The 16,791-nt window shown below is 66.1% G+C and carries 11 protein-coding genes; 9 read left to right on the top strand and 2 right to left on the bottom strand.

Translation table 11 applies throughout. From position 1 onward, the window contains the following. The first annotated feature begins 26 nt into the window (after positions 1-26). The 7 genes from KDC96_RS06015 to trxA are packed head-to-tail and all read left to right on the top strand — an operon-like array spanning position 27 to position 11,424. Positions 27-2,375 carry a PAS domain-containing sensor histidine kinase gene (locus KDC96_RS06015; protein ID WP_212451531.1) on the top strand — a complete coding sequence of 783 codons (2,349 nt, stop codon included), beginning with the start codon at positions 27-29 and terminating at the stop codon, positions 2,373-2,375. Then, positions 2,372-2,818 carry a tRNA (adenosine(37)-N6)-threonylcarbamoyltransferase complex ATPase subunit type 1 TsaE gene (gene tsaE / locus KDC96_RS06010; protein WP_212451529.1) on the top strand — a complete coding sequence of 149 codons (447 nt, stop codon included), beginning with the start codon at positions 2,372-2,374 and terminating at the stop codon, positions 2,816-2,818. The genes KDC96_RS06015 and tsaE overlap by 4 nt, the downstream gene beginning before the upstream one ends. Beyond that, a complete protein-coding gene (locus KDC96_RS06005; protein ID WP_212451528.1) occupies positions 2,815-3,804 on the top strand; it encodes an aminoglycoside phosphotransferase family protein in 990 nt (329 codons plus the stop codon). Before tsaE ends, KDC96_RS06005 begins: the two co-directional genes overlap by 4 nt. Beyond that, on the top strand, positions 3,801-4,517 hold the full coding sequence (locus KDC96_RS06000; protein WP_249171942.1) for a nucleotidyltransferase family protein: 717 nt from the start codon (positions 3,801-3,803) through the stop codon (positions 4,515-4,517). Before KDC96_RS06005 ends, KDC96_RS06000 begins: the two co-directional genes overlap by 4 nt. Further along, positions 4,510-7,539: a double-strand break repair protein AddB gene (gene addB / locus KDC96_RS05995; RefSeq protein ID WP_212451524.1), complete on the top strand. Its 3,030-nt coding sequence runs from the start codon at positions 4,510-4,512 to the stop codon at positions 7,537-7,539. Before KDC96_RS06000 ends, addB begins: the two co-directional genes overlap by 8 nt. Beyond that, complete coding sequence (gene addA, locus KDC96_RS05990) at positions 7,536-11,054, top strand: double-strand break repair helicase AddA (protein ID WP_212451522.1); 3,519 nt, start codon at positions 7,536-7,538, stop codon at positions 11,052-11,054. The genes addB and addA overlap by 4 nt, the downstream gene beginning before the upstream one ends. A 49-nt stretch (positions 11,055-11,103) precedes the next feature. Then, positions 11,104-11,424, top strand: a complete 321-nt coding sequence (gene trxA / locus KDC96_RS05985; protein WP_212451519.1) for a thioredoxin — start codon at positions 11,104-11,106, stop codon at positions 11,422-11,424. Between the two features lie 68 nt (positions 11,425-11,492). Here trxA and KDC96_RS05980 read toward each other — a convergent pair whose 3' ends face one another. Together KDC96_RS05980 and argJ are read right to left on the bottom strand one after the other, a co-directional pair. Next, complete coding sequence (locus KDC96_RS05980; protein ID WP_249171941.1) at positions 11,493-12,293, bottom strand: inositol monophosphatase family protein; 801 nt, start codon at positions 12,291-12,293, stop codon at positions 11,493-11,495. Beyond that, the gene (gene argJ / locus KDC96_RS05975; RefSeq protein ID WP_212452448.1) at positions 12,290-13,516 is read right to left on the bottom strand and encodes a bifunctional glutamate N-acetyltransferase/amino-acid acetyltransferase ArgJ; all 1,227 of its coding nucleotides are present in this window, start codon (positions 13,514-13,516) and stop codon (positions 12,290-12,292) included. Before argJ ends, KDC96_RS05980 begins: the two co-directional genes overlap by 4 nt. A gap of 123 nt (positions 13,517-13,639) precedes the next feature. Between argJ and KDC96_RS05970 the strand changes: the two genes are divergently transcribed. Both KDC96_RS05970 and secA read left to right on the top strand, forming a co-directional pair. Then, positions 13,640-13,912 (top strand): hypothetical protein, encoded by a 273-nt coding sequence (locus KDC96_RS05970; RefSeq protein ID WP_212451517.1) that lies wholly within the window; start codon positions 13,640-13,642, stop codon positions 13,910-13,912. 106 nt (positions 13,913-14,018) lie between these two features. Continuing rightward, the gene (gene secA, locus KDC96_RS05965; protein ID WP_212451515.1) at positions 14,019-16,781 is read left to right on the top strand and encodes a preprotein translocase subunit SecA; all 2,763 of its coding nucleotides are present in this window, start codon (positions 14,019-14,021) and stop codon (positions 16,779-16,781) included. Positions 16,782-16,791 lie beyond the last annotated feature (10 nt).

The raw sequence follows: 16,791 nt of genomic DNA, 5'->3' as shown, positions 1-16,791 counted from the left end.
ACAGTCCGCGGCATAGCTGGTGGTGCATGGAACTCACTCCGACCGCGCTGGCCCTGATCGGCCTCGTGCTGGCCGCCTGGACGGTCGGCGCGGCGTTGGCGATGTTGCGCGCCAACGCCAAGGCGCGGCGGATGAAGGCGCTGCAAACCTCGCAGAAGCGCATGCAGCATATGCTCGACGTCGCCCCGGCCGTGCCGATGCTGGTGCGCGTCGATGGGAGGATCGACGGGTCCGAGCGGCTGGCACGCTGGCTCGGTTTCGAAACGATGCCCGGATACCTCAGCGAACTCGATGGCGGAGAAGGCGTCGGCTTGTCCGCGCAGCAGCTCGCGGAGCTGACCGAAAAGGTGAGGGTAACGCAAAAGACCGCGGCACCGTTCCAGCTGGCGCTGACCCCTCCGGGATCGAGTCGCAGTCTGGCAATGCAGGGAGCGCTGGCCGATCCGCAGGTTTCGCCCGGTGGTGCGGCGCTGGTGTGGGTGTTCGATTTTTCCGAAAGCGAGGACGAGCTATCGCGGCTGCGCGCCGCCGCCGCGCGGGCCGAAGGAGACTTCGCCGCGCTGGTAGGGCTGATCGAGGCCGCGCCGACGCCGATGTGGTTTCGCGGGCGCGACATGCGCCTGCAGCTGGTCAATCATGCCTATGTCGAAGCGGTCGGTGCCGACAGTGCTGAACAGGTCGTGGCCGACCAGATCGAACTGCTCGAAGCCGAAGATGGGCGCACGCCTGCCGACATTGCCCGGGCGACGCTCGAAGCGCAGGAGGAGGCCGAACGGACGGTCGCCTCGACGTTGCACGGGTCCCGACGCAGCCTCAGGGTCAGCGAATTGCCGCTCGGCCGCGAGGGGGTCGCCGGATACGCGATCGATATCGAGGAGCAGCAGCAGGAGCGCCGTGAGTTCCGTGCCTTCCGCGAGGCCCAGCGCGCGATGCTCGACCAGCTTTCGGTCGGGGTTGCGCTGTTCGATTCGGATGAACGCCTGACCTTTGCCAACCGCCCGTTTCGCCGCACCTTCGACGTGACCGGCGAAATGATCGAGCAGCGTCTGTCGTTCGAGCGATTCCTTGCCGATTCGCGCGAGCGCGGCAAAACCCCCGAAGTGCGCGACTTTCCGGAATGGCGGGCCGAGCATGTCGAATGGTTCGGCGAGCGCGAGGCCCAGGAAGAGGCGTGGCCGCTTCCCGGTGGTACACACCTGCGGATCGTCGCGCAGCCGATGCCCGATGGCGGTCTGGTGATGATCGCCGAGGATCGCACCGAAAGCCTCGCGCTGTCGGCCACGCGCGATACGCTGTTGCGGACTCGCACCGCGACGCTCGACAGCCTGTTCGAGGCGTTGGCGATATTCGCGCCGGATGGTTCGGTGCAATTGTGGAACCGCAGTTTTGCCGGGACCTGGGGTCTGCCTGCCGAATTCCTCGATACGCATCCCAGCGCCGACGGGCTGCTCGAGGCGATCGGGCAGAACCTCAGGAACCCCCGCGATGCGGCGCAGATTGGTGCGGTCGTGCGCGCCGCGACGCTCGACCGGCACGAAGAGGTCGGGCGGGTCGAACTGGCCGACGGGCGAACGCTGCAATTCGCCGGGGTGCCGCTGCCCGATGGCAACGGGCTGCTCACGGTGCTCGACATCACCGACTCGCAAAAGGCCGAAAAGGCGCTGCGCGATCGCGCCGTCGCGCTCGAGGAGGCCGACGCGGTCAAAGCGCGTTTCCTTGCCAACATGTCCTACGAATTTCGCACCCCGCTCACCACCATCGGCGGATATGCCGAGCTGCTCAAGGGCGGCGCGGCGGGCGAGCTGGGCGAACAGGGCGGCGAATATGTCGATGCGATCCTGGCATCGGTCGCGCGGCTTACCGAACAGGTCGAAAACGTGCTCGACCTGTCGCAGAGCGAAGCCGGACTGCTGCCGATCTACAAGGAAGAAATCGACCTGCTCGGGTTCCTGACCAAGGTCGTGCGCGAGCGCGAGCAGGCGATCATCGAGTCCGGCCTCGCCCTCGATCTCAAGGGGCGGCGAGGGCGCACGCTCGAAGCCGACCCGCGCCAGCTGGGCCGCGCCGTCGGCGCACTGCTGGACAACGCGATCGCCGGGACCCCGCAGGACGGCAAGATCCTGATGGAAATCCTGAACCCCGGCGACGGGCGCTGGTCCGCCGAGTTCGTCATTTCCGACAACGGCAGTGGGATGACCGAAGATGAGCTCGGGCGCGCGCTCGATGGTGTGCGCACGGGCGAGGATGGCGCGATCGAGCGGCGGCAGGGTTTGGGCATTCCGCTCGCCCGCCAGCTGATCGAGGCGCACGGCGGTGAGCTGGAACTGACCAGCGAGGAAGGCGTCGGCACCGCCGCGATCATCCGCCTGCCATGACGAAAACCGACCTGCCCGATCTCGCCGCCATGGCGCGCTATGGAGCCGCAATCGCCGCAAAGCTGCGCGCGGGCGACGTGGTGGCGTTGTCCGGCGCGCTCGGCGCGGGCAAGACCACGCTGGCGCGCGCGATAATTGCCGCTCTCGGGTACGAGGGCGAAGTGCCGTCACCAACCTTCACCATCATCGAGACCTATGACGCCCCGCCGCTCGCAGTGCCTGTCGTGCACGCGGATTTCTACCGGATCGAGACACTCGCCGAGCTGGTGGAGCTGGGGCTCGACGAATATCGCGAGGGGGCGGCGCTGATCGCCGAATGGCCCGAAAACGCGGGCGGGTTCGGCCACGAACCGGGCTGCCTGTCGATCCGGCTGGAAAATGCGGACGAGGGGCGGGTTGCGATTGCGAATCCCGGCACGGATTGGGTAGGGCGCGCACCATGAGCGAACTTCCCGAAGGGTTGCAGGAATTTCTCGCCGAAGCGGGATGGGGCGGCGCGGCGGTCGATCCCATTCCGGGCGATGCCTCGTTCCGCCGCTATTTCCGCGTGCGCCGCCCCGACCGGTCGCGCGCGATGCTGATGCACGCCCCGCCGCCGCACGAGGACCCCGAACCGTTCCTCAAGGTCGCGGACTGGCTCAACCGACACGGGATGCGCGCGCCCGAGATATTCGCTGCCGATCCCGCCAAAGGCTGGGTGCTGCTCGAGGATTTCGGCGATGACCGGATGCGCGACTGGCTAGACGCGCACCCCGACCGCGAGGTGCCGGCCTATGAAGGCGCGATCGATACGCTGGTCGAACTGCATGGTCGACCGGCGGGGCCGTTTGCCGATTACGACATGCCGACCTATCAGCGCGAGGCGGGGCTGTTCACCGAATGGTATTGCCCGGCGCGGGGACTGGACGTGGATGTTGCGGGTTACGGCGAAGCATGGGATGCCGCGCTGGCTCCGATGATGCCGCGCCAGCGCAACGGTGTGACGGTGCTGCGCGATTACCACGCGGAAAACATCATGCTGCTGGGCGACCCCGCCCGGCGCGCGCCGCAGGGGCTGATCGATTTTCAGGACGCGCTGGTCGGGCACCCGGCCTACGATCTGGTCTCGCTGTTGCAGGATGCCCGGCGCGACGTTTCGGAAGAGCTCGAGGCGGCGATGCTGGCGCGCTATTGCGACCGTGTCGAGGTCGATGGCGACTTTGCGGCGGATTATGCGCGGCTCGGCGCGCAGCGCAATGCCAAGATCGTCGGCATCTTCTCGCGGCTCCACAAACGCGACGGCAAGCCGCGCTACCTCGATTTCATCCCGCGGGTCTGGACGGCCATGGAGCGCGATCTGGCGCACCCGGCGCTGGAGCCGGTGGCGCAATGGTTCGCCGCCAATGTCCCCGACGAATTGCGCAGATCGGGCGGGGGCAAGGTCGCGTGAGCAAGCTGGCGAGCGACACCGCGATGGTGATGGCTGCGGGCCTCGGCAAGCGCATGCGCCCGCTCACCGCGACCATGCCCAAGCCGCTGGTGCGGGTTTCGGGCAAGCCGCTGATCGATCACGCGCTCGATCGGCTGGCCGAAGCCGGCGTCGCCCGCGCGGTCGTCAACGTGCATTATCTCGCCGACGCGCTCGAAGCGCATGTGCTCGAGCGCGCGCACCCCCAGGTCCTGATCTCCGACGAGCGGGCGGAACTGCTCGAAACGGGCGGCGGACTGATCAAGGCGCGGGATCATTTGCCCGATCCGTTCTTCTGCCTCAACGCCGACAATATCTGGCTCGAAGGCCCGCGGGACGCCTTTGCCGACCTGTCCGCGCGCTGGAACCCGAAAGAAATGGACGCACTGCTTCTGGTGGTGTCGCACGCACGCGCGAGCAACTTCAACGGGCCAGGCGATTTCCACATGGACCCGCGAGGGAGGCTTTCGCGCCGCAGTTCGGGCCGCATCGCTCCGTTCATCTACACCGGCATCCAGCTGATCTCGCACCGGCTGCTGCGTAACGCGCCGGAGGGCAAGTTCTCGACCAACATCCTGTGGAACCGTGCGATCGAGGAAGACCGGCTGTTCGGCCTGTCGTTCACCGGGCGATGGTTCGAAGTCGGAACGCCGGACGCGATCAAGCCCACCGAAGACGCGATCGAGCGTGGCTGAGGCCGCCGCCCCCAGCATCTATTCGATCGCTGCGCATCGCGGCTTTGCCGATGCGCTCGTCGCAGGGCTAGTGCCGCGCTATTCCGAGGGGGAGCTGGGACTGGCGCGGCTCACGCTGCTGGTGCCCAGCAGCCGTGCCGCGCGCACCCTAGCCGATGCGTTTATCCGCCATTCGGGCGACACGGGCCTGCTGAGGCCCCGCATGGTCACCGTCGGCGACCTCGATCTCGACGAGGCACTGGGCAACCTGCTTGACCCGCTCGGCGCAACTGATGTCCCTCCGGCGGTCGAACCGACGCGGCGCTGGCTCGAACTTGCCGACCTGCTCGATGAGGCCATGGCCGCGCAGGGCAAGCCACCGCTTCCCGGAGCCGCGCGGTTGCGGATGGCGCGCGACATCGCGCGCACGATCGACCGGTTGCTGGTCGAGGAGAAGTCGCCGGGCGACCTGATCGACCCCAGGGTGCTCGATCTGGCTCCCAACCTCGCCAGGCATTGGGAAGACTCGATCCGGCTGTTCGCACAGGTCCATACGCGCTGGCAGTTCACGCTCGGTGATCGGGGCGAAGTCGATGCGGCGACCCGGCGCAATTTGTTGTTCGACCGTGCCACAGCGCGCTGGCGTGCCAATCCGCCCCCGACCCCGATCGTGGCCGCGGGGGTTACCAGCGCCGCGCCGGCGCTGGCGCGGATGCTGCGCGCGATTGCCAACCTGCCTCGTGGCGCGGTGATCCTGCCCGATCTCGACCTCGCGATGGACAAGGCAGCGTGGGACGAGTTGGGCCGGGCGGGAATGGCTCCCGAACCGGGCGAGACCGTGTTTGCGCAGGGCGATGCGCTGACCCATCCGCAATATCACCTCAAGCTGCTGCTGGGCCGCATGGGCATCGCCCGCGAGGAAGTCCGCCCCTGGCACCGCAAGGGTGCGTCCGCTTCGGAGCCCGATCGCAGCCGCGCGATCAGTTCGCTGTTCCTGCCGCCGCAGGCGAGCCAGACATGGGTCCACCTGGGCCCCGACAATCGCCGTTTGTCCGGCGTGCGCCTGCTGACGAGCGCGACCGGCGAGGAAGAGGCGCAGGCGATAGCATTGCTGGTGCGAGAGGCACTGGAGGAGCCTGAAAAGCGCGTGGCGGTGGTGACCGCCGACCGTGCGCTTGCGCGCCGCGTGGTGCAGCACCTCGAGCGCTGGAACATCGCCGCAGACGATTCCGCCGGGCGCGCCTTGTCGCTGACACCCGCCGGACGGTTGCTGGCTCTGTTGGCGGAGATTGTCTCGCATGGTCTGCCGCCGGCCGGGCTGATTGCATTGCTCGCGCATCCGCTGGTCCATTCGCAGGACGGGGAGAAGCGGGCGGCGTGGCTGCGCGCGCTGCGCACATTCGACCGCGCGCTGCGTGGGCCCACGCCTCCACCGGGTCTCGCGCCGCTGCGGCGGGTGGCCGCGAAGGCTGAGCTCGCCGAGTGGTGGCAGGCGGTCGAAGCGGTCGTCGAGCCGCTGCTTTTCGACAGCCATGCGCTGCCCTTCGCGAGCCTGATCGACGCGGTGGTCGTCGCGACCGAAACGCTCGCCGGCGAGGCGGTGTGGGCGCGCGAGGATGGACGGGCGCTGGCGGCAATGGTCGAGGACCTTCGCCTCCACGCCCGCGACGTCGGAACGATGATCGAGCCGCGCGACCTCGCCGGGGTGCTGCGCGACGCGATGGACGAGATTGCCGTTCGCCCCCCCTATGGCGGGCACCCGCGCGTGGCGATCTACGGCCTGCTCGAAAGCCGCATGACGCGCGCCGACCTGGTTGTCTGCGGCGGCCTCAACGAAGGCAGCTGGCCGCAGGCACCGGCGCCGGACGCCCTGCTGGCACCGGGCGTGTTGCGCGCGCTCGGCGTGCCCGGTGCGGAGTTCCGGATCGGTCTTTCGGCGCACGATCTCGCGGGGGCGATGGGCGCGCCCGAAGTTGTGCTGAGCCGGGCGCAGCGCGATGCCGACGGGCCGACGCGGCCTTCGCGATTCCTGCTGCGGGTCGAAGCGCTGCTGGGCGATCTGGCCACGGATCACCGCGAGGAGCGCATTCCGGCGATCCTGCCGCAGCTCGACCGCGCGCCGCCCAAGGCGGAACCCTATCCTCGGCCCGCGCCCGACCCAGCGCCGGAGCTCCGACAGACCGAAATAAGCGCCACCGCGCTCGATCGCCTGCTGGGCGATCCGTACCAGTTCTACGCGCAGAAAATCCTGCGGCTGGACAGGCTCGATCCGCTGGCTGCGGATCCGTTCGACGACGCCGCCTTGCGCGGAACGCTGGTGCACGACATCCTTGATGCCTGGCATAAGGCAAGGGTGGAGCAGCCCGACCTCGCGATCCGCCCCTTCGCAGAGGCCAAACTGCGCGCGGCAGAGGTCCATCCGCTGTTCTGGGGCCTGTGGCGACCCCGGATCGTCGCGGCGCTCGAGCGGTTCGAGCGATGGATCGACGAAGCGCGCGAGCAGGGGCGCACGGTTGTCGCGACGGAAACCAAGGGCAGCATCGTGTTTGACGGAGTTCGCGTCAGCGGCCGCGCCGACCGGATCGACCGACTGGCCGACGGTTCGCTTGCGATCGTCGATTACAAGACCGGCACACCGCCCACTGCGAGGCAGGTCGAAGCCGGGTATGCCCTGCAACTCGGCGTGCTCGGACTGATCGCGCGCGACGGCAGCTTCAAGGCGGACGGGGCATCGATCAGCGGCGAGGCGACAGGGTTCGAATACTGGTCCCTGGCGCGCTGTCGCAAGGACGGCAAATTCGGTTTCATTGACAAGCCCCTGAAGGTCGACCGAAAGAACACCGGGCTCGATCCCGACCGCTTCCTTCCCGCGCACGAGGAAAAGCTGGGCAAAGCGATCCGCCGCTTCATCAACGGTCGCGATCCGTTCACCGCCAAGGAAAATCCCGACTATCCGGGCTACACCGATTATGACCAGCTGATGCGGCTGGAAGAATGGATTGCCGAGGCGACCGCGTCAGGGACGCGGGGGGATCCGACATGAGCAGCTCCGGTTCGGGCCTCGTCTTTCCGCTGGAGGGAAACCAGCGCCGCGCAGTCGATCCGCGCGACAATGTCTGGCTTTCGGCCTCCGCGGGAACGGGCAAGACGCAGGTGCTGTCCGCGCGGGTGCTGCGGCTTTTGCTGAGGCCCGACGTCAAACCGTCCGAAATCCTGTGTCTGACCTTTACCAAGGCTGGCGCGGCGGAGATGGCCAATCGCATCAACGCGGTGCTGGCGCGCTGGGTGCGGCTGGACGACACCAAGCTGTTCAGGGAACTCGGCGATCTGGGGGCGGAGCAGACCGACGCGGTGCGCGAGCGCGCCCGAACGCTGTTCGCAAGCGTGCTCGATTGCCCCGGCGGCGGCCTCAGAATCGATACGATCCATGCCTTCTCGCAATGGCTGCTCGCCAATTTCCCCGAGGAAGCCGATCTGATGCCGGGAGCGCGGCCGATGGAGGATCGCGAGCGCGAATTGCTGGCGCGCGAAGTCCTCGCCGACATGCTCGACGACGCCGACACGCGCGGCGATGCGGCGGTGCTCGATGCGGTCGAGATGTTCACCACGCGCAAGGAACCGGGCGCGCTGCGCGGCTGGCTGATGCGCTGCGCCAGCCAGGCCGAGATGTGGGAAGGGACCGGCGCGTGGCAGCCCCCGATGCGACCGCGGGTGCATACTTTGCTTGAAATGCCGGCCGATGCCGATGACAATTGGGCGAGCCGATTGCTCGAACCTGCGACGTTCCCCGACCATCAACTTCAGGCGATGATCGGCCCGCTTGAAGAATGGGGAAAGAAAGATGGATTGAAGGCCCTGGCTGCTATTCGGGAATGGCTAGCCATTGGAAAGGCCGACCGTTCTCAGGGCCTTCCATGCCTCCTCGGAACCGTCCTCAATGCAGATGGGCTTCCCAACGGAAAAATCAGATTTGTTACCAAGCACGATCCTGAGTTCATAAATCGGCAGCAGGAAGTTGCCGAAGCGGTAGCGATCTATTCTGAGCACCAAGCCCTGCTCGACCTCGCCGATCTCCTCACTCACGCGCTCGAGCTCGGGCGGGCGTTCTGGCTGCGCTGGGAGGAGGCGAAGCGGCGCGACGGGCTGCTCGACTTCAACGACCTGATCCGCAAGGCGGCCGCCTTGCTCAACGGCAGCATCGCGTCCGACTGGATTCGCTACAAGCTCGATCGGCAATTCGATCACATCCTGATCGACGAAGCGCAGGATACCAATCGCGCGCAATGGGACATCGTCGATGCGCTGATCGACGATTTCTTCAGCGGCGAGGGCGCGGCGGGGGACAAGCTGCGCACCATCTTCACGGTCGGCGATTACAAGCAGGCGATTTTCGGATTCCAGGGGACCAGTCCGGAGAATTACGAGCGCGCCAAGATCAAGATCCGCCAACGGATCATGGATGCGCGCGAGAACGCGTCGCAGCTGCGCGCCAATCGGCTGATCCCCAATTGGGAGGAGCTCGATCTCGGGCGGTCGTTCCGGACGTCGCAGCCGGTGCTGGCCTTCGTCAACCGCGCGATCGAAACGCTCGGGCACGATGCCTTCGGCCTGCCCGATCCACCCGCTCCGCACGAAGGCGACGAGCGCGCCGGACTGGTCACGTTGTGGACGCCGGTGACCGCAGAAACGCTCGATCCGGAGGAAGACGAAGCGCAGGAACGCGACTGGCTGCCCGCCCACGAGACCGTGCTGGCTGGCAAGATCGCCGAGCAGGTGCAGCGCTGGGTCGAAGGCGAAGAGCGCTTCGTGCTCGAAAAGGGCGGCAGGCGCCGCCATGCCGCACCGGGCGATATCATGGTGCTGGTGCGCAAGCGCGGTGCGCTCGCGGCGCAGATCGTCGCGCAGCTCCACGCGCGCAAGGTGCCGGTGGCCGGGGTCGACCGGCTGCGCCTCGGCGCGCCGCTGGCGGTGCAGGACCTGATGGCGGCGTTGAGGTTCGCCGCGCAGCCGCTCGACGACCTGTCGCTCGCCAATTTGCTCGGATCGCCGCTGATCGGCTGGAGCCAGGACGACCTGCTGGAATACGTCCCGCGCGGTCGCGACGTGCGGCTGTGGAATCACCTCCGCGATCACGCCGCGCCCTTCGTCCGGGAAACGTGCGCGCGGCTCGGGCAATTGCTGGCCCGGGCCGACTTCGAGACCCCGCAGGCGCTGCTGGCGTGGTTGCTCACCGGCCCGTGGCAGGGGCGGCGCAGGCTGGTTTCACGGCTGGGTCGCGAGGCGAACGATCCGATCGACGAGCTGGTCAACACCGCATTCGCCTATCAGAGCGCGCACGTTCCCAGCCTTGCTGCGTTCATCGAATGGTTCGACGCTTCGAGCGAGGAATTGAAGCGCGATGCAGACGATGCCGGCGGGCAGGTGCGGGTTATGACCGTGCACGGGTCGAAGGGATTGCAGGCGCCGATCGTGATCCTCGCCGATGCGACCGGAAAGCCGGGCGATCCCGGCGATCTCGAGCTTGGGGAGACCCCGCTGGGCGAGGCCACTCCCGAGCAAGAGCGCCGCAAGGTCCCGCTGCCTTCGGTCAAGAAGGAAGAACGCGCGGGTCCGGTAAAGACGGCAGCGGAAGCGAAGGCGGCGAGCGCGATGCAGGAGCACTGGCGGCTGCTCTATGTGGCGATGACGCGGGCCGAAGAGGCGCTGTTCATCGGCGGATCGCTGGGCAAGCGCGACCTCAAGAACGGCCCCCACGAAGACAGCTGGTATGCCCGGCTCGAACCCTTGTTCGGAGATGAGCTCGCGGACCCGATCTGGGGCGCGCGGCGCGAAATCGGCAGGCGTGCCGATCCGCTGTCCGGTGAGGATGCCCAGACATTGTCGGAAACCGGCCCGGATCTTCCGCGCTGGGTCACAGCCCCGATCGGCCCCGAACCGCGCCCGCCGCGACCGCTGGCGCCGAGCGCCGCAGGCGAGGATCAGGGCGCCGATCCGCCGCTCGCACCCGAGCTTGTGCAACAGGCCGCTCGGCGCGGCGTGCTGGTCCACCGCCTGCTCGAACGCCTCCCCGACGTGCCGCGCGAAACCCGGGCCGAGGTGGCGCGGACGTGGCTCGATCGGCAGGGCGGTGCGTTCGATGCCGATGCACGTGCCGAGATGCTCGCAAGCGCGCTTGCGGTGCTCGATCATCCTGGCTTTGCGGTGATTTTCTCGCCCGACGCGCTGGCCGAGGTCCCGCTCGCCGCGACGGTCGACGGGATGGTCGTTGCCGGTACCGTCGACCGGCTGCTGGTGACCTCCGATGCGGTGACGGTGGTCGATTTCAAGACCAGTCGCCGCCCGCCCCGCCGACAAGAAGATATCCCTCCCGCTGCACTGCGCCAGATGGCGGCCTATGTGGCGGCGCTCGGGGTGATCTATCCCGGCCGCGCCATTCGCGCGGCGATCCTGTATACGCAGACGCCGTGCCTGTTCGAAATTTCGCCCGACCGGCTCGCACCGCACAAGCAGCGATTGGGCGAGACGCAGGAATCCTATGCGCCGCTCGATATTGAGTGAAGCGCAAATCCGCCTAAGTTCCGACCAACGCAAAACAGGAGACGCCGCCATGGCTACCGTCAACGTTACCGATGCCAGTTTCAAATCCGATGTGCTCGAAAGCGACAAGCCCGTGCTGGTCGATTTCTGGGCCGACTGGTGCGGTCCGTGCAAGATGATCGCCCCGGCGCTCGAGGAAATCAGCGAGGAGCTGGGCGAAAAGGTGACCATCGCCAAGATGGACATCATGGAGAACACCGGCGTGCCCGCCGATATCGGTGTGCAGTCGATCCCGCTGATGGTGCTGTTCAAGAACGGCGAAGCGGTCGCGCGCAAGGTCGGCGCTGCGCCCAAGAGCCAGCTCAAGGAATGGATCGAGAGCGAGATCTGATCCGATCGTGAGCTCCCGCGCCGGCGGGAGCATGTTTGCGGCTGAGAGGTCCCCGCCTGCGCGGGGACTCACCTCTCCGCCAAGACCCGCCCGACGAATGCGTCCCAGATGGCGGGGCTCGACGCGCCGACCAGCCCCGGCTTGCCGTGCTCGTCGACCCGGTACTCGCTGCCATCGAGCCGCGCGGCCTTTCCGCCGGCCTCGTTGAGCCACAGCACCCCGGCGGCGTGATCCCATGGGTAGGTGCGCTTGAAGCTGGATACGTCGTTTTCGCCAAGGGCAAGGCGTGGATACTGCTCGGCGGCGCAGCGCGGAATGTCGACCAGCGTGTAATGCGGCGCGAGCTTGGCATCGACCATTGCCGCCTGCTCCTCGGTCAGGAACATCCGGCTCACCGCGGTGACGGGCGGCTGCTGGCCGGTGGTCCGCGCAGCAATGCGCTCGCCATTCACGAACGCGCCTTCGCCTACCTTCGCATGGCAGAGCCGGTCCCTGATCGGGTCGTATAGCCAGCCCGCCACCGCTTTCCCGGCATCGGCAAGGGCAACGATGATCCCAAAGGGTTGCTTCCCCTCGGTGAAGTTCGCCGTGCCGTCGAGCGGGTCGATGATCCAGCACTGGCCGGTCAGCTGATCGAGCACGCTTGCATCGTCGGCAACCGCTTCCTCGCCGACCACGGCGACACCGGGCGCGAGCTTCGTCAGCGCTTCGGTAAGGAAACTCTCTATCTCGCGATCGACCACGGTGACGGGGTCGTCCTTGCCCTTCATCTCGATCTCGTCGTCGGCGAGCGCGCGGAAGCGCGGCAGCATCGATCGCTGCGCCGCGAAGAGCAGCAAATCGCGGATTTCGGCGTCGAGCGCAGTCACGACCGATAATCCGCGTTGATCGAGATGTAGCCATGCGTCAGATCGCAGGTCCACACGGTAGCCCGGCCTTCGCCAAGGCCGATATCGACCGCGAGCTCGATCTCCTGCCCCTTGAGATGATCGGCCACGGGGGTTTCGTCGTAATCTTCGACCGGCAGTCCGTCGCGCGCGGTCCAGACGTCGCCGAACGCGATCGAGAGCCTGTCGCGATCGGCCGGTTCGCCCGCCTTGCCGACTGCCATCACGACGCGGCCCCAGTTGGCGTCCTCGCCCGCGATCGCGGTCTTGACCAGCGGTGAATTCGCGATGGCAAGCCCGATCCGGCGCGCGCTTTCGTCGGACACGGCGCTGGAGACGCGCACGGATATGAATTTCGTGGCCCCTTCGCCGTCGCGCACCACCAGCTGCGCCAGCTGGCGGCAGATATCGGCGAGCGCGGCGGCAAAGGCGTCGGCTCCGGGGCTATCCCAGTTCTCGATCCGCGCATTGCCGGCCTTGCCTGTCGCGAACGCAAGCACCGTGTCGCTGGTCGATGTGTCGCCATCCACGGTGATGCAGCTGAAGCTCCCGCCATTGGCGCGGTTCAGGCATTCCTGCAGGAACGCGGGAGCCACGGCCGCATCGGTGAAGATGTAGCCGAGCATCGTCGCCATGTCGGGTGCGATCATGCCCGAACCCTTGATAATCCCGGCGAGGTCGACGCGTGTTGCGCCGATCATCGCGGATGCCTGCGCTCCCTTGGCGAAAGTATCGGTGGTGGCGATAGCATTGGCCGCATCAAGCCAGCCGCATGGCTCGGCCGACAGCGCGGCGGCGACACCGGCGCGCGCCTTGTCCTGCGGCAGCGGCACGCCGATCACCCCGGTCGAGGAGACGAACACCTGGGCGGGCTCGCAGCCCAGAGCCTCGCTCACCTGCGCCATGATCGCCTCCACCGCTTCGCGCCCGCGATAGCCGGTAAAGGCATTGGAATTGCCGGCATTGACCACCAGCGCGCGGGCGCTGCCCGCCGTGACCTGACTGCGGCCAAGCTCGACCTCGCTCGAGGCGCAGGCGCTTTGCGTGAACACACCCGCAACCGTCGTCCCTTCGGTCAGCTCGACGAAGGTGAGATCGCAGCGATCCCAGCTCTTGTATTGTGCGCGTGCGACGCGCAGCGTGACGCCGTCGATCGGCGGCAATTCGGGAAAGGGGAGAGCCAGGGGCGAGGTTTGAAGGTCCATGTCGGGGCCGCCGTAATCGGCAAAGTCCTGCGCGGCAATGACCATCGGCGTCTGACGAGGATTGAGAATTACCTCGCTTCTGGATGTGGACGAACGCGGCAAGACCCCCTATTTAGTGTTGCGATGACGCGTCACTTCTTTGCCTTCCTGGCCCTGCTTTCGGGCCTAGCCGTGCTGGGCACTCCGGCTCATGCGTCGGTGCTGAGCGAAGTGACGTGCGATATCGGCGCCTCGGCCGATGCGCGCGAGGACAAGGCCGGCGCGCCTTCCGAAGTGCGGGAAGCCGACACCCGGCGGCGTGTGCGTTGCCGTACCGTGACGGTGCCCAGGCGCGTGTTGCTTCCGCAGGTCCTGCGGGTTCCGGTGGCAATGGGGATAGAGCGCGCCTTCGAATAGGCAGCGTCGGCGAATTTTTCCTGCTGCGCGCCATTGGCAGCGCAAATCCAGCCCAGACAAATCCGGCCCCGCGAACGGGCCTTTCCCATATTTCAGGACTTGATCCATGTTCAACGCCATCGCCAAATCGATCTTCGGCTCGTCCAACGATCGCTATGTCAAATCGCTCGGTAAGATCGTCAATCAGATCAACGATCTGGAGGCCAGCATCAAGGCGCTGTCCGACGACGAACTGAAGGCGCAGACCGACAAGTTTCGCGCCCTTCTGGATCAGGGCAGCACGCACGAGGAAATCCTTCCCGAAGCCTTCGCCACGGTGCGTGAGGCATCGGTCCGGGTGTTCGGCATGCGCCATTTCGACGTGCAGTTGATCGGCGGGATCGTGCTCCAGCGCGGCGAGATCGCCGAGATGCGCACCGGCGAGGGCAAGACGCTGATGGCGACGCTCGCGGTCTATCTCAACGCGCTCGAGGGCAAGGGCGTTCACGTCGTCACCGTCAACGATTACCTCGCTCGCCGCGATGCCGAATGGATGGGGCAGCTTTACGAATTTCTCGGCCTGACGGTCGGGGTGATCGTGCCCAACATGGACGAATACGCCAAGCGCGACGCCTACAACGCCGACATCACCTACGGGACCAACAACGAATTCGGTTTCGACTACCTGCGCGACAACATGAAGCACGAGCGCAGCCTGATGGTGCAGCGCCCGTTCAATTACGCGATCGTCGACGAAGTCGATTCGATCCTGATCGACGAGGCGCGCACGCCGTTGATCATTTCCGGCCCGACCGAGGACAAGTCCGACCTCTATGTCGCGCTCGACGAAGTGGCGAAGGAAATCCCGGAAGAATGGTACGAGAAGGATGAGAAAACCAAGAACATCCAGCTCAACGAGGATGGGCTGGATCAGATCGAGAAGATCTTGATCGACAAGGGCCTGCTCCAGACCGAAAATCTCTACGACGTCGAGAACACGCAGGTCGTCCACCACCTCGACCAGGCATTGAAGGCAGTGCACATGTTCCGCCGCGACGATCACTACATCGTCAAGGATGACAAGGTCGTGATCATCGACGAGTTCACCGGGCGAATGATGGACGGGCGGCGCTGGTCCAACGGCCTGCACCAGGCGGTCGAGGCCAAGGAAGGCGTCAAGATCGAGCCCGAGAACCAGACGATGGCTTCGATCACCTTCCAGAACTACTTCCGCATGTATCCCAAGCTCGCCGGGATGACCGGTACCGCCGCGACCGAAGCGGCCGAATTCTGGGACGTCTACAAGGTCAATGTGGTCGAGATTCCGACCAACCTGCCGGTCGCGCGGATCGACGAGGAAGACGAATTCTACAAGAACACGCTCGACAAGTTTCAGGCCATCGCCAAGACGATCAAGGAGCACAACGAACGCGGTCAGCCGATCCTTGTCGGCACCGTCTCGATCGAGAAGTCCGAACTGCTCAGCAACTTCCTCGATCAGGAAGGTGTAAAGCACGAAATTCTCAACGCCCGTCAGCACGAGCGCGAGGCGCATATCGTTGCACAGGCCGGGCGATTGGGCGCGGTGACGATCGCGACCAACATGGCCGGCCGCGGGACCGACATTCAGCTGGGCGGGAATTTCGAATTCCGCATCGGCGACGAGCTCGGCGAGATGGAGGATGGCCCGGAAAAGGACGCCGCGATCGAGCGGATCAGGCAAGAGGTCGCTGCCGAGAAAGCCAAGGTTCTCGAAGCGGGCGGGTTGTTCGTGCTCGGCACCGAGCGCCACGAAAGCCGCCGCATCGACAACCAGCTGCGCGGCCGTTCCGGCCGTCAGGGCGACCCCGGCCTGTCGCGCTTCTACCTGTGCCTCGAAGATGACCTGCTGCGCATCTTCGGTCCCGATACCCTGTTCGCCAAGATGATGAATTCGAACCTCGAAGACGGCGAGGCAATCGGGTCCAAGTGGCTTTCCAAGGCGATCGAGACCGCCCAGAAGAAGGTCGAAGCGCGCAACTACGACGCCCGAAAGCAGGTCGTGCAGTACGACGACGTGATGAACGACCAGCGCAAGGTCATCTACGAGCAGCGCGGCGAGATCATGGAATCCGAAACGGTCGACGATGTGGTTGTCGACATGCGGCACGATACGATCAATGCACTCGTCGGCACTGCCTGTCCTCCGGGCTCCTATCCCGAGCAGTGGGATGTCGAGGGATTGAAGGAAAAGATCGGCGAAGTGTTCGGTATCGAGCTGCCGATCGACGACTGGATGAAGGAAGACCAGGTCGAGCCCGAGTTGCTCGAAGAACGCATCCGCGAGCAGACCGACGAGATGATGGAGACCAAGATTTCCTCCAACGATCCATCGATCTGGCGCATGGTCGAAAAGGACGTGCTGCTGCGGCAGCTCGATTTCCATTGGAAGGAACACCTCGCGACGCTCGATGCGCTGCGGCAGGTGATCTGGATGCGCGGGATCGCGCAGAAGCAGCCGATCAACGAATACAAGCAGGAAGCGTTCGGCCTGTTCGAATCGATGCTCGAGAAACTGCGCGAGGAAGTCACCAAGATCCTGTTCAAGGCCGAACTGCGGATCGCGCAGCCCGAAGCCGATGCCTTGCCCGACCTGCCCGATTTCCTCACCGGCCATATCGATCCCCTGACCGGGCTCGACAATTCGGCCGATGGCGACGGGTCGGAGGATCGGCCCGAGCTGTTCGGTTCGCTCGCCGGCAGTCCGCGCGCAGCGTCGGGGCCGGGCGGGGCCAACACCGACAATCCCTATGCCAATCTCAACGTCAGCCGCAATGCGCCGTGCCCCTGCGGGAGCGGCAACAAGTACAAGCATTGCCACGGGGCAGCGGGCGCCAGGCAGATCGCCTGAGCGCCTGAGC

Source organism: Erythrobacter sp. JK5, assembly GCF_018205975.1.
Classification (GTDB): domain Bacteria; phylum Pseudomonadota; class Alphaproteobacteria; order Sphingomonadales; family Sphingomonadaceae; genus Erythrobacter.
Note: the sequence above shows the minus strand (reverse complement) of the source record. Positions and strands in the feature narration are given on the sequence as shown.